Here is a 13,669-nt window from a genome sequence, read left to right on the forward strand (position 1 = left end):
TGTGTGTTTATATTTGCCAACATAACATGATGCTATTTTCATTAACTACTTTTACTGAATAATAAATTAAGTGATAAGCCAATCAATATTGCACCAACTGTATAATCAAAAATTGCCTTTACAGTTCTATTAGCAAATAATAATTTAATATACTGGAAAATATAAACACAAAATATAAACCACAACAGAATAACAGTCGTAACAATTGCTGATAATATGGCAATCTGAGACGTTACCCCTTCTCCAGTAGTTAAAAATTGAGGCAAAATACTTATGTAATAAAGTAATGCTTTAGGGTTTAAAATCGTACTTAATAAACCTTGTCTATAAGAACTCAAATAACTAATTTTTTGAGCTCTCATCTGAGACGTAGAAAAATTCATACCCTGGCGTGCGCTAATAATACTTCTGATACCTAAATAGATCAGATAGAATGCACCTAATATTTTAATAGTCATGAAAACATAGTACATATTTGCCAAAATAAATATGATACCAAATACTGCTAATAATGAATACAGTACATGACCAGATGTAATACCTAAAGCTGCCATAGCACCATTGCCTTTTCCAGAAGTAATAGAATTTTTCATTACTACGAAAAAGTCTGGACCAGGTACAATAATAATCATCAAAGTAATTGTAATAAAAGCCGCAAGTCCTTCCATATCCAAACACCCACCTTCCTGCTTTATGGTATCAATTACAATGTGTGTCTGCAACATGAATAATCTCATATTTTAACTGTCTTTTTATTGAAGATATAGGCTTAACTATGATATATTAAAGGTGTAGTTGGAAACCGACTACTAGTCTTTTATATTCATGAACATATTACTCTTAAGGCGACACTCATGTGTCGTCTATTTTTTTAATTTAAGGACATATGTACAAAATCCCCCCCTCTCATTTTCACGAATTTGCATACACTTCATAACGTCCTCATCTTCATTTCAAATCATTTTAACTTACTAATTTCAAACCTACTGTGCTTCCTAAAATCACTAAAATACATATTACTCTCTTAATATCTTTAGATTCTTTATAAAATATCATACCTACTAATGCGCCACCGACAGCACCTATGCCTGTCCATACTGCATATGCTGTACTCATAGGTAATACAAGCATTGCTATTGATAATGCCAAAAAACTCATACTAAAGAAACCAACTAAACCTATTAATGCACGAAATTTCCCACTATTTACATATGCGTTTAAAAAAGTAATACCAACCATTTCAAAAAGACCAGCAACTACCAATAATATCCAAGCCATTATGTTTCTCCTCCTTTACTTGAAGTCACTAATTTCAGACTGATTACTCCAACTAATAACATAAATATCAAAATAACTTTAATCATGCTGAAAGGGGCACCGAAAAAGACAAAATCAAATATTGTTACACCAGTAGTCCCCAATCCTACAAAAACTGCATAAGCACTTCCCACAGGTAACCACTTTGATGCTTTAATTAATAAATAGAAACTTAAAAATATAGCAATCATTGTAAATACCCATTCAATTACTGATGTTGCATGAGTTAAACCGATGACCCATCCAACTTCAAATAGCGAAGCAATAATTATTTTTAACCAATTCATAACGAGTCCTCCTTAAAAAATAAAAAAGCCCGAGAGATAGTGTTAACTACTATCTCCCAGGCTTTTATCCTTCCGTGTCACATATAAAAATGTGGCTTTCTCTCGGACCAGACCAAGTCATATCATTGCGGAACCCTAGAAAGCATTTATTTAATTCAGTAAATCGTATCAAATTACTTCATATTTTTCAACAATTACTTTCCAACTTCCCTAATTTAAAATTATTATAATTTATAAATAGTTAAAGTACACGCTTACATATATTTTATACTTAAAATTTGTGTTTTTTTGAGTCTAAACCCTCTACATTTGATTAATTTTAATGTATACTAAGTATTAGATAATAACAATTATAATCTAGAAGGGAATTACTGACATTCATTCTCAATTATTTCACTTTGTTACTAGGTTTAAAAATTTATAAAAGCGAGGGATTTTTATGCAACTTCTTAATTACAAGATGCACAATGACGAACTTATTGCCACAGTGTTATCGGATAAAAAACAAGTGTTCAAATACACATTTGATGTTACAACACCTGAATATGAAATCTTAGATGTTCTCGAAGAAATTAACGATTACGTAGACAATGGTCAGCATCCATTAGGCTGTTCTTTACTCAAAAACTATTCTTATGAGGACGTGAGTCACAATATTTTATAATCTAGATTACACACCAAAAAGATGAGTATAGCTGTTAATTACTAAACAGTATACTCATCTTTTAATTTTTCATTAGTATATACAGCCATACCAGTTTTTAGATGCTTGAAACCTAACTGTCTGTAAAAGCCTTCATATCCTGTAGTCGCAATTAGATGCACACAAGACAACTCTCCTAAATAAACCAATATGCTACGTATAATGTCTTGACCGATACCTTGTTTTTGATATGACACATCTACCATTACATCATAAATTGCTGCGTTAAAAACACCATCCGACATCGCCCTTGCAAATCCAATAACTTTCCCTTGGCATTTTGCAATAATAACATGTGTTGCCGTGTTAAAAATTGTAATCACTTTTTCCTGATCATGACCTATCCAACCATTATCATGATAAATTTGAATAAGTTCGTCTACATCTTTTATGTCTAACGCATATTCATAATCAATATTCATTTCTACACCGTCCAATCAAATTCACCGTATATTTATCTAATTTATATTATAATCTAATTTGAGCACTGTTAGTTCCTTTTTTTCTTTTCATCATCTTAACGTAGCTCATTTATAGTTAATAATTCCTTTCGAATATTCAGTTTACTACTTTTCAAGCATATGCTTACAAAAAAATGCTTTAATCGATCAGGTTACTACTTAGTAATTGGAGGGTAAATACATAATAAAGAGATTGTAATAAATATAAATCAAGGAGGGACACATCATGTGGATAGCTTCAATTGTTCTTATTATTGTTGGTATTGTGTTACTCATTTTGAATAAACGTACTTCTAAAAAAGAAGGTGTTTCTAAAAAACAAAGTTATATTAGTATCGGGGTTGTATGTATTATCGTTGGTGCTTTCTATTTCGTAGGACAAATTATTAGAGTGATAGTTTCATGACAATTTAAAGTAGTCCCGCTAAAATACTTAATATACATGCTCAAAATATAAAGAGGGAGTGGGACAGAAATCAAATTTTCTAATATAGATTTCGTAGTCCCACCCCGGCAAGGGTGACTAGGATTGAAAAAAGCTTGATATAAGCGTATTTTCAATTCAGTCACCTACTGCCAAATTGAAAATGAGCCTTAGACATCTATTTATGTCCCAGGCTCTCTTATATCTATGTCGTAAAACAGATATTCCTTTTAGCTACTACATATTAAATAAATCATTAAACGATTCTACCATTGTAGGATGTGTGTATATGTTTTCTTTTAATACTTTATAAGATAATTTTTGATCTATTGCCAATTTGATTAAGTTTATAATTTCTTCTGATTGTAAACCGTATAAAGATGCACCTAAAATTTCTTCGTTATCTTTATTAACAACTGCTTTAAACAGTCCTCTGGTATCATTGTTTATTTTATGTCTAGGGATTGTATTAACAGGTATAGCATTTTCTATCACATTATATCCTTGTTCTTTCGCTTCTTCTCCTGTTAATCCAACGCGTGCCAATGGTGGATCTATAAATACTGTGTAAGGTACGACGCCACGATTTTCCGTAGAACGTTGGCCTTCTCCAAACAATTGCTCTTTTACAATTCTAAAGTCATCTAATGAAATATATGTGAATTGCATGCCTCCTTTGACATCACCTAATACATAAACATCGGATGCATCTGTTTGTAGATATTCATTCACTATAATTTCACCATGGTCACCAATTTTCACATCAGTATTTTGAAGATCTAAATCAGTATTAGGTTTACGTCCTGTTGCTATCAGTATAGCATCAGCTACATACTCACCATTTGATGTGTGCACAACTGTACCTTTATCTGTATCCTCAAATTTCTTAGTATCTACATTTAAGACGAGATTTACATTTTTGTCTGCTAAGTCTTCTTTCACCTTAGCAACAATATCTTTATCTTCTTTAGTCATAATGTCGTTACCACGCTCTAATACAGTTACTTGTGTTCCAAAATTCGCAAACATTGAGGCAAACTCTAATGCAATATAACCCCCACCAACAATTACGAGATGATTAGGTTGAGATTTTAAATTCATAATACCTTCAGAATCATATAAATGTTGCGAAGTATCTATACCTTCAATTGGTGGAATAACAGATTTAGCCCCAGTATTAATGACGATTTGTTCTGAACCGATAGTTTCTACAACTTTACCTTGATCATTTAATAAATTTAATTCATGATTAGATTTAAATTTAGCAGTATAATCTAACACCTCTATATTGTCATCATCAGCTAAGTTATGATAATTCTTACTATTTAATGCATTGACAACGTCTGTTTTTCTTGAAAATGCTTGATCAAAGGAACCATGTTCTAACCCTTCATGTACAAGCGTTTTTGATGGAATACAACCTATATTGATACATGTACCTCCGTACATTTTTTTCGATTTTTCAATAACTGCTACCTTTCGACCTTGTGCAGAAGCAAATTTTGCTAGCGTTTTTCCACCTTTACCAAATCCTACAATGATTAAATCAAACTGTTTCATGAGAATCCTCCTTTAATATGTCTTTTAATACATCTTTTATCGTAATATTTTTATAATATGCCTCTAATAAGTCTTGCTCTCTTTGGTGAAATTGAGACATTGTGTGACCTATTTCCCTGGAAATTTCACAATCGCTACCTTGATTGCCAGTAAATATTCTACCTTCTGATTTTTCTTCGTTGAATAATACAAATAAATCGGCAAGGTTTACATCGTGCGTTGATTGATTTGATTGGTAGCCACCGAACTTACCACGGGTAGCGACCAAATATTGTTGCTCATTTAACCTTCTAGTCACACGACGTAATTGCACAGGATTGACACAAATACGTTCTGCTAATTCACCACTTGAGTAACGTTCGTCCGGATGTTTCACTAAAAAGGTTAAAAGGTGCACCGCAATATTAAACTCTAAATTCATAATCATCACCTTTTAATTGTAACTTTAATAATTACATTATAACTTTTATTAAATGATCGGCAAAGTTATTTGCTTACAGTTACTATATTCCCAAATAAGTTTATATTATTAAATAAAGCAGGATAAAAATCTAAAATAATTAGATTTCTATCCTGCTTTAAGTCTTTAATACATATGAGGCTTCGTTGATCTATATTAACTTTTTAAGTCTTTACAATTATTATAATATTGCAGCTCGAATTCTCACGTTGTGTTCCAAATATGCTTTTAAGCAACTAAGCATATAAACCCAACCCTCTTTTTGCCCTAATAATTGCTCTACATCTTGTGTATCAAAATCTTTTTCTATTGTAGTTACTCTCGTACTTTCACCAATACCTTCAAATTGAATCGTTACAGGATGATCTCCCCAAATAAATTCAATACTTTTATTTTCCTCGATGCATTTTATCTGAACATCTAATTCTGCGTTATATTCTTCATAACATAGGGTAATGGTTTTACCTTGTTCCCATCTTTCTGAACTTGAAGAAAACCAAAAACCTCCAATTTGATTTGGATTTACAAATGCTTCAAACACATTTTCTTTCGGTACGTTTACTTGCATTTTCGTAACGATATCCAAGTCACACACATCCTCTCTTCAAGTTAAATACAACATTTTCCACTTCTATTATATATTTTTTACACTCATGTCACAAAGCACATGTCATTACATAATACATGAAATTATATATTATGAATTATAAAATTATATTTATTAAGAATGTAAATATTAAATACTCAAATAGTAATACAATTGTAAAAAACATATTAGTCGGTGTTATCATAATTTCTGTTATAATTTCATCATTACAACTATAAAATTAAGGGAGATTTCTATGAAAAATATAATCCATTCTTATTTATATTATTTGATCATGTTACTTATAGTAGGTGTAATTCTAACTTCCTTATATATTTTATATGTTTGGAAAAATGATCAACCACAAAATCAGGATTACTATAAAAATTTTTCAGAACTTAAAGCCGATACAACAGAGGGACGCGATTGGCAGATTAATACAAAGACAACAAATAATAAAGATATATTGATTACTGCTATTCATGGTGGTGGAATCGAACCAGGAACCTCTGAATTAGCAAAAATCATTTCTAAAAAAGGAAATTTCAATTTATATAGTTTTGAAGGATTATTAAATTCTAATAATGCCAAGCTGCATATTACTTCAACTCGTTTTGACGACCCTAAACTTAAAGATATGATTTATAAGTCTAATGAGTCTATTTCTATCCATGGAATTAGAGAAGAAAAAAAAGTAGTCTATATTGGCGGAAAAGATAAAGATATGTCTCAATCCATTCGAAAAGAATTAGAAAAGGAAGGATTTAATGTAGAACAAAGCCCCAATTATGTAAATGGCGATTCTAGCAACAACATCATCAATAAAAATGATACAGGGTCTGGTGTTCAATTAGAAATTTCAACAAAATATCGTAAATCTTTCTTTGATAATGGAGATTTCAATCGAAAAACGCGCGAAAACACTAATGACTACAAACAATCTATTTACGATTTTGCAGAAGCCGTTACTAAAGGTATCAAACAACAAAAAAATTAGAATTCATTCCACTAGCGTCCAGAAATCCTTTGATTAATAAAGGTATTTCTAGACGCTTATTTTTACTAAATATTTTCTTTTATATTTGCTTGCTTTTTAAAACAATAGGTATAAAATACTGTTTATTAAAATCAGTAAAGGAAATGACCTAATGAAAATATTAAATAAGCCTTTATATTTTTACCTTTTACTTTTTATCACTACAACATTAATGGGCGCGTTACTTTTATACTTACCTGTTACCGGCAAAAAGCCCATTGATTTTATAGATGCATTTTTCATAGCTTCCAGTGCGTTTACAGTGACCGGACTAGTGACTGTTGATGTCTCAACACAATTCAATTGGTTGGGCGACCTTATTATTATGCTCTTAATTCAAATCGGTGGCCTTGGTATTGTGACAGTCACATTATTAACCTTTATATTAATCAACAAAAAAATTAGTATAAAGAATCGTTATCTAGCAATGGCGATGTGGAATATCGATAAACCAGGGGGAATTATACGCCTAATTCTTCAATTTGTGCTATACAGTGTTACAACCGAGATCTTAGGAGCAGTTTTTATTGCGCTCTCATTTGTACCTAAATACGGTTTTGGCCAAGGCTTATTTTTAAGTATGTTTACATCAATATCTGCATTTAACAATGCAGGTTTTGCCCTTTTCAAAGATAATCTAATGAGTACGATCAATGATCCAATTATTACGATTACTATTCCATTGCTCATTATTATGGGAGGGATTGGGCCTTTAGTGTTCTTTGATTTAATCATGTCTCAAAAATTAGTGAACTTAAAATTACATTCTAAGATTGTGCTAAGCACATCACTCATATTAATCATTTTAGGTTCTATACTATTTTTCATCTTAGAGTATCACGCTACATTAAATCATTTATCACTTCCTGAAAAAATTGGAGCTTCATTCTTCCAATCTGTCACAACACGAACTGCAGGATTTAACACTGTAGATATTGGACAAATAACGGCACCTACTTCAATGATAATGATGCTGTTAATGTTTATTGGTGGAGCACCTATAAGTGCTGCTGGTGGTATTAAAGTAACAAGTTTGGTTTTAACTCTATTATTCATTACCAGTACACTGAGAAACGAAACGCACCCTTCCATATTTAAACGCTCTATTTCAAAACGAACTTTAAATATAGCCGTTACAATTACACTCTGTGCTACTATATTTGTCTTAAGCGTCTCTATGATAGCGAGCATGCTTAACCCACATACGCCATACACAACTGTATTATTTGAAGTAATTTCAGCTTTTGGCACTGTAGGATTAAGCATGAATTTTACAATGGATTACCATACCACTACGAAAATTATCATTATTGCAACAATGCTAATTGGAAAAATTGGTATTCTCACTTTTGTTCAATTGTTCATTACTGAAAAGAAAACTTTGTTTTATTACGCTAAAGGCAATGTACATTTATAGTTAATGCAACAAAGTAAAATAGCTAATGAAACTTAGTTTTTCAAACCTAATACACTGAATCATAATTACCTATGAAAACATAAAAATGATGATTTCCAACCTATTTAGATGGAAATCATCATTTTTATGTTTTTGAGCGATTGGATTAATAGTTTCAAACTATTATTATCTATTAAAGGACTTAATTAGTATTCGATGATTTTGCTTTTTTCTTATCCATAATAATTGGTACTACAATGATTAGAACACTAATAACCAATAAAATAATTGTAATCGGAGAATGGAATAATGATAAAAACTCTCCATTGTTAATTAACAACTGTCTTCTTAATGATGTTTCCATCAATGGACCGAGTACAATACCTAAAATTAATGAAGCAATTGAGAAATGATATATTTTCATTAAATATCCTACAACACCAAATAATAACATTATCCAAACATTCAATAAGTCATTGTTTGTAGCATATGCACCAAGTAGCGAGAGTATAATAATAAATGTCGCTATAATACTATAGGGTGCTTTTAATAATAATGTGAATACTTGAACGCCCGCTCTACCAGCAACCAATGTCATGACACTTGCGAATAACATAGCTAAAAATATCGAATATAAGAGTATAGGCTGATCTGCCATGAGTTGTGGCCCTGGCTGTACGCCTTGAAGCACTAAAGCGGCTAATATTACTGCAGTTGTCGGACTGCCTGGTATCCCAAGAATTAGTGTGGGAATCATCGAAACTCCAGCGGCTGCATTATTTGATGTTTCAGGTGCAACTACACCTTCTGCTTTCCCTTTTCCGAATTCTTCTGGATTTTTATCTGTTTTCATAGCTACTCCATAACTTACAAATGAAGCTATCGCTCCGCCTGTCCCTGGTAAAATCCCCAGTAGACTACCTATTGTCGCTGATTTTATTGCAGTCCATTTATATACAAAAAAGTCTTTAAACTTAAACACACCTTGTGATAATTTTGAAGATGTATTTAAATTTTGTGGATTATTGTTAGTAACTTGTGAAAATACTTCACCTAATGCAAACGCGCCAATCATAATTGGGATATAGTCAATCCCATTCATCAATTCTAAAGTACTAAATGTAAACCTATCTGTAGCTGTTAATGGATCTAAACCTATGGTCGAAATAAAAATACCAATAAGCCCTGATATAATTGCTTTAACCATATTACTGGTACCTAAAGCAGAAATGACGGTCATGCCTAAAATGGCTAAAGCAAAATATTCTGAAGCATGTATCTTAAACGCAACCTCTGAAAGTATAGAAGCTAAGGAAAACATTAAGATGACTGCAAATATACCACCGAATGCAGAACTGCTAATCGCTAAACCCAAAGCTTTTTTCGACTTTCCTTGCTGAGACATAGGATGACCATCAAAAGTCGTAGCGACCGCTTCTGGCGTCCCAGGTGTATTAAAAAGTATCGCTGTAATAGACCCTCCATAAGCCGACCCAACATAAATTGTTGATAAAAATGCAATAGCCGGCAATACATCTAAGAAATAAGTAAAAGGTAATGCTAATACAATCGCCATAGAAGAGCCTATCCCTGGCAATGCACCTAAGAATATCCCAACTAATAAACCTAATACAACTAACATAATATTGGTAGGTTCAATTATCGTTAAAAAAGAATCTTTCAATAAGTTTATATTCATTCATTACACCTCCATGTCTCAATATATAAAATTACTAATTTCAGAAAAAATACCAATTCCTTTTGGTAGTGGTATACTCAATATGTTTCCAAACAAGAACGTAAAAAGTATTGGAATACCTACAGAAAAACTAATAATTTGAATCTTACTTTTTGAGCCTAATAATACTAATAGTAAAGGTGTTAAAAATAAACATGATAAGAAAAATCCCATCTTATTTAACACTAAAATAAATATCGCTATGCCTACAGTTATGATCATTATAATGAGCGCCGGTTTAGTAAATAGCGCATTGTGATTCGTTTTTTCTTTATTTTTCTTATATTTAACAATCTCTTTAATTAATGTATAAATAAGTAATGCAACTAGAATAAAAAGTATAAAAGTTGGTATACCTGATGCGCCAATTGGATCAACATCTCTTAAATTCTCCATATTTATTGAGTTAATTAAGAAATATACAAATATAATTAGTAAAATGAAACAAAATAATATACTTCCCATATAATCCCCCCATTACATGTTTAAATACCTAAATCATCCGAAATTTCATCAAATTTTTCATACTCCTCTTCTAATTTTTTCTCAAATTCATCTGGACCTAGATAGCCCTCACCTATATCCACTAAATTATTTTTGGCATATGTTTTATATTCCTCAGTTTCATACGCCTTTTTTAATTGTTTCGTCAGCTGTTTTTTTACTGCTTCTGGTGTTCCTTTTTTAATGACAAACCCTCTCCATGAACCAATATCTACATCTAAACCTTTTTCTTTTGTCGTAGGCACACTTCTAAATTCTTCTATTTTATTAATTCTGTCATCATTAAAAATCACTAGCGGCCTAACTTTATTAGATTTAACATAGTCTACAACATTCACAACTTTATCTAGATATACATCTACTTCTCCACCTAATGCAGCTGCTTTCACCTCAGATCCTGATTTATAAGGAATAAATTCACTATTTATATTGGCTTCACTTTTAAATTTACTAGTTGCGAAGTCATCTAAACCTGTTGAGCTTGTTCCACCAATTGTAAGTTTATCCTTTTTACCTTTTTCAATTAATTCATCATAATTTTTGATTGGGCTATCTTCAGCAACAGATAATACATAGATATCGCTTTGAATTTGTACTAGTGGTTCAAAATCATCTAACAACTTAACCTTGTCACTTTTATCTAAATTATCCGCAATTACTTGGGATGGTGTAATCTCTAACACATTATAACCATCATTGTTTTGTTGATACGTGTACAACATCCCCAACAAACCGCTACTTCCATCCTTATTAATCGGTTGAAAATTGACGTCAGAACGTTCGGAAAGAATCTGAGAATATTGCCTTACAAAAGCGTCACTGGCACTCCCTTCACCAAAAGGTATAATCATATTAATTGTTTGATTGGGATACGCTTTAATTGCCTCTTTATCTATATGGTTACTAGTACTCCCTTTTGCACTGCAGCTTGCTAATAGTATTGATAATGTAATGATGAGTAACCCCTTTTTTTTACTCATATTTTCACTTCCTATCCATTAAAGATATTGGAATAACTGCATTTCCTTCCATGATTCTTCTAGCGGTACGACCAGTACCTCCTTTAATCAATTTGTAAGCACTTTCATTTTTTTGTATAAAAACTTCAGACGAAATGCTTCCACTAGGATGTCCTATCTCTATTGTGTTTAGCGCGTTTTTCTGACAAACAGTAGCCGGGACTGTCCCAGGAATTTTACATGCAGTTGCTAAGCATATAGACCCACTAACAGCAAAAGCTGGATGCAATTTGCCCATAGAAATATATCTACCTATTATATTAATATTTTCCTTTTTAATTAAACTACCTTGTTCTGTTATATAGTCTTTTGGTTCGCTAACTAATGTTATTTTAGGTAATGCTTCTAATTCATGATTTACATTGTCTTCATCGCTAAATAATCCTAATAAAACACCTACTTTAACCCGTAGCTTTTCAATTGCTTTTGAAGTCTGTTGACTATTGATATCCTTTGCCAATTCAAATCCTTCAAGAGAAAAATCGCTAGCTTTGACGAAAGCAACAATATTGCCAGTATCTAATATACTAACTTTATATGTAGCCCCATCCATTTTAATATAGTCAACTAAATTTCCAGTTGGCAATAATTTTCCAGTAAATGCCCCGGATGAGTCAATAAAACTCACCGTAATCTTTGCTCCTGTGCCTTCAACACCTGAAATCGAAAAGTCACCTACACTTTTGATTTCACCTTGATATACAGGGACACGTACTTCCATAATTTTATAGGTATTGGTATTTAAAATTCTAACTGTTGTTTCACCATCTTCTCTCTTTACGAGGCCTTCCTCAACTGCGTATAAACCGACAGCCGATGCCATATTGCCACAAGTCACGTTGTAATCGATGCTTTTTTGATTAATTCCAACTTGTCCGAAATTATAGTAAATATCACTATCATTTGTATCCGTCATACCCACAATTGCTACTTTACTAGTAACAGAAGTGCCTCCGCCAATACCATCAATCTGCCCGTTAGCAGAGCTACCATAAATCTTTAAAATCACTTCTTCCTTCAATTTTTCATCTATGGGCAAGTCAGTATCTTTAAAAATTAAACCTCTGCTAGTTCCTCCCCTCATTAAAACACATGGGATTTTTAAACTTGTCGTATCCATAATATGCCCCCAGTTAATTATTGAAATATTCAGTTAACTTATATAAAGTATATAAGTATATATTCGATAAATAAAATATTACTTTTTTATGTTTGGTCATCAAAATATTTTATAATACATATAAAGTTTGTAGGAGGATTATATATGGATAGTATAGATTGGGAAATTTTAAGAGAATTATTTAAATGCAAAAACATCACACAGACAAGCAAAACCCTGAGAACATCACAACCTGCAGTAACGTATAGAATTAATAAACTTGAACAAGAATTTAATGTGAAGATTATCTATAGAAATAAAAAAGGCGTCGTATTCACTTCGCAAGGAGAAATGATTGTAAATTATGCAATTTCCATGTTAAAAGATAATCAAAAACTTAAAGAAGAACTTATAAGTCAAGAAAACACCGTTCAAGGAATATTAAGATTAAGCGCTTCTAGTATATTTTCAAGATATCAACTTCCTAAAATTTTGTCGGAGTTTAGCCAAAAATACCCAGCAGTAGAATTTGATGTTAATACCGGTTGGAGCGAAGAGGTTTTTAAATCTGTCCATAATGACTATTCTCAAGTAGGCATACTAAGAGGAGACTACAGTTTTTCGTCAGAGAAGATTCGTTTAATGAAAGAAAAGATTTATGTCGTCTCAAAACATCCAATTGATATTACTGATTTACCTCATTTACCCAGAATATATTATAACACCGATACCTCTCTCAATAAGTTAATTGATGATTGGTGGATTGGAAAATTTATCGAGCCACCTTCTATTACAATAAATGTCGACAATATGGAGACAAGTAAAGAATTTGTTCAAAATGGGTTAGGTTTTTCTATTTTGCCTGGTATTTTATTACGAGATGATGATAATTTGTCTAAAATCCCATGTTTAGATCAACAAGGTGACTATATTATTAGAAATACAGACATGATTTTAAAAGAACAATATCTAAATAATACCGTAGTGAGGGCGTTTTATAATTTCATGAAGGATGTTAATTTAGAATTTTAATATAATATATGATTATTTGATACCAATGCATTTCACCTGAATATTAT

Annotated in this window: 16 protein-coding genes and 1 riboswitch; of the genes, 5 read left to right on the plus strand and 11 right to left on the minus strand. The window is 31.6% G+C overall.

The genetic code is table 11. The features are described from left to right. Window positions 1-41 precede the first annotated feature (41 nt). The 3 genes from LG295_RS12995 to LG295_RS13005 form a co-directional block, all read right to left on the minus strand. Window positions 42-668, minus strand: coding sequence for a LysE family translocator (locus tag LG295_RS12995; RefSeq protein ID WP_107530756.1), 627 nt, complete (start codon window positions 666-668; stop codon window positions 42-44). A gap of 295 nt (window positions 669-963) precedes the next feature. Beyond that, entirely contained in the window at window positions 964-1,278 is a 315-nt protein-coding gene (locus LG295_RS13000; protein ID WP_107557784.1) for a multidrug efflux SMR transporter, read from the minus strand. Continuing rightward, window positions 1,278-1,604, minus strand: coding sequence for a multidrug efflux SMR transporter (locus LG295_RS13005; RefSeq protein ID WP_107530758.1), 327 nt, complete (start codon window positions 1,602-1,604; stop codon window positions 1,278-1,280). Before LG295_RS13005 ends, LG295_RS13000 begins: the two co-directional genes overlap by 1 nt. Before the next feature lie 51 nt (window positions 1,605-1,655). Next, window positions 1,656-1,754, minus strand: a riboswitch (guanidine-I (ykkC/yxkD leader). A gap of 289 nt (window positions 1,755-2,043) precedes the next feature. Here LG295_RS13005 and LG295_RS13010 point away from each other — a divergent pair. Beyond that, window positions 2,044-2,268 (plus strand): hypothetical protein, encoded by a 225-nt coding sequence (locus tag LG295_RS13010; RefSeq protein WP_029378839.1) that lies wholly within the window; start codon window positions 2,044-2,046, stop codon window positions 2,266-2,268. A 41-nt stretch (window positions 2,269-2,309) separates the two neighbouring features. Here the strand turns inward: LG295_RS13010 and LG295_RS13015 are convergent, their stop codons facing one another. Next, complete coding sequence (locus LG295_RS13015; protein ID WP_107530763.1) at window positions 2,310-2,729, minus strand: GNAT family N-acetyltransferase; 420 nt, start codon at window positions 2,727-2,729, stop codon at window positions 2,310-2,312. Window positions 2,730-2,994: 265 nt separating this feature from the next. On the opposite strand from LG295_RS13015, the gene LG295_RS13020 reads away from it, so the two are divergent. After that, window positions 2,995-3,174 carry a hypothetical protein gene (locus tag LG295_RS13020; protein WP_017723370.1) on the plus strand — a complete coding sequence of 60 codons (180 nt, stop codon included), beginning with the start codon at window positions 2,995-2,997 and terminating at the stop codon, window positions 3,172-3,174. A gap of 255 nt (window positions 3,175-3,429) precedes the next feature. Here LG295_RS13020 and merA read toward each other — a convergent pair whose 3' ends face one another. The 3 genes from merA to LG295_RS13035 all read right to left on the minus strand — a co-directional run bounded on the left by merA (window position 3,430) and on the right by LG295_RS13035 (window position 5,798). Beyond that, window positions 3,430-4,752, minus strand: a complete 1,323-nt coding sequence (gene merA, locus LG295_RS13025; protein WP_318832434.1) for a hypothiocyanous acid reductase MerA — start codon at window positions 4,750-4,752, stop codon at window positions 3,430-3,432. Next, window positions 4,739-5,173, minus strand: a complete 435-nt coding sequence (gene hypR / locus LG295_RS13030) for a redox-sensitive transcriptional regulator HypR (protein WP_107530760.1) — start codon at window positions 5,171-5,173, stop codon at window positions 4,739-4,741. Before hypR ends, merA begins: the two co-directional genes overlap by 14 nt. Before the next feature lie 220 nt (window positions 5,174-5,393). Continuing rightward, a complete protein-coding gene (locus LG295_RS13035) occupies window positions 5,394-5,798 on the minus strand; it encodes an SRPBCC domain-containing protein (RefSeq protein WP_318832435.1) in 405 nt (134 codons plus the stop codon). A 256-nt stretch (window positions 5,799-6,054) separates the two neighbouring features. On the opposite strand from LG295_RS13035, the gene LG295_RS13040 reads away from it, so the two are divergent. Together LG295_RS13040 and LG295_RS13045 are read left to right on the plus strand one after the other, a co-directional pair. After that, complete coding sequence (locus tag LG295_RS13040; RefSeq protein WP_107557787.1) at window positions 6,055-6,795, plus strand: poly-gamma-glutamate hydrolase family protein; 741 nt, start codon at window positions 6,055-6,057, stop codon at window positions 6,793-6,795. A 151-nt stretch (window positions 6,796-6,946) separates the two neighbouring features. Then, window positions 6,947-8,251, plus strand: coding sequence for a TrkH family potassium uptake protein (locus tag LG295_RS13045; protein WP_107557788.1), 1,305 nt, complete (start codon window positions 6,947-6,949; stop codon window positions 8,249-8,251). Window positions 8,252-8,432: 181 nt separating this feature from the next. On the opposite strand, the gene LG295_RS13050 is transcribed toward LG295_RS13045, so the two are convergent. Genes LG295_RS13050 through LG295_RS13065 form a run of 4 tightly spaced genes read right to left on the minus strand, consistent with a single transcriptional unit; the run spans window position 8,433 to window position 12,611 of the window. Then, the gene (locus LG295_RS13050) at window positions 8,433-9,929 is read right to left on the minus strand and encodes a tripartite tricarboxylate transporter permease (protein ID WP_107557789.1); all 1,497 of its coding nucleotides are present in this window, start codon (window positions 9,927-9,929) and stop codon (window positions 8,433-8,435) included. 18 nt (window positions 9,930-9,947) lie between these two features. Beyond that, window positions 9,948-10,433: a tripartite tricarboxylate transporter TctB family protein gene (locus tag LG295_RS13055; RefSeq protein WP_107554743.1), complete on the minus strand. Its 486-nt coding sequence runs from the start codon at window positions 10,431-10,433 to the stop codon at window positions 9,948-9,950. A 20-nt stretch (window positions 10,434-10,453) separates the two neighbouring features. Next, entirely contained in the window at window positions 10,454-11,452 is a 999-nt protein-coding gene (locus LG295_RS13060; protein ID WP_107557790.1) for a tripartite tricarboxylate transporter substrate binding protein, read from the minus strand. A 4-nt stretch (window positions 11,453-11,456) separates the two neighbouring features. After that, complete coding sequence (locus tag LG295_RS13065) at window positions 11,457-12,611, minus strand: PrpF domain-containing protein (RefSeq protein ID WP_107557791.1); 1,155 nt, start codon at window positions 12,609-12,611, stop codon at window positions 11,457-11,459. A 144-nt stretch (window positions 12,612-12,755) separates the two neighbouring features. Between LG295_RS13065 and LG295_RS13070 the strand changes: the two genes are divergently transcribed. Next, window positions 12,756-13,622: a LysR family transcriptional regulator gene (locus LG295_RS13070; RefSeq protein WP_107557792.1), complete on the plus strand. Its 867-nt coding sequence runs from the start codon at window positions 12,756-12,758 to the stop codon at window positions 13,620-13,622. Window positions 13,623-13,669: the final 47 nt, after the last annotated feature.

The organism is Staphylococcus pseudoxylosus (assembly GCF_044794325.1).
Classification (GTDB): Bacteria; Bacillota; Bacilli; order Staphylococcales; family Staphylococcaceae; genus Staphylococcus; species Staphylococcus pseudoxylosus.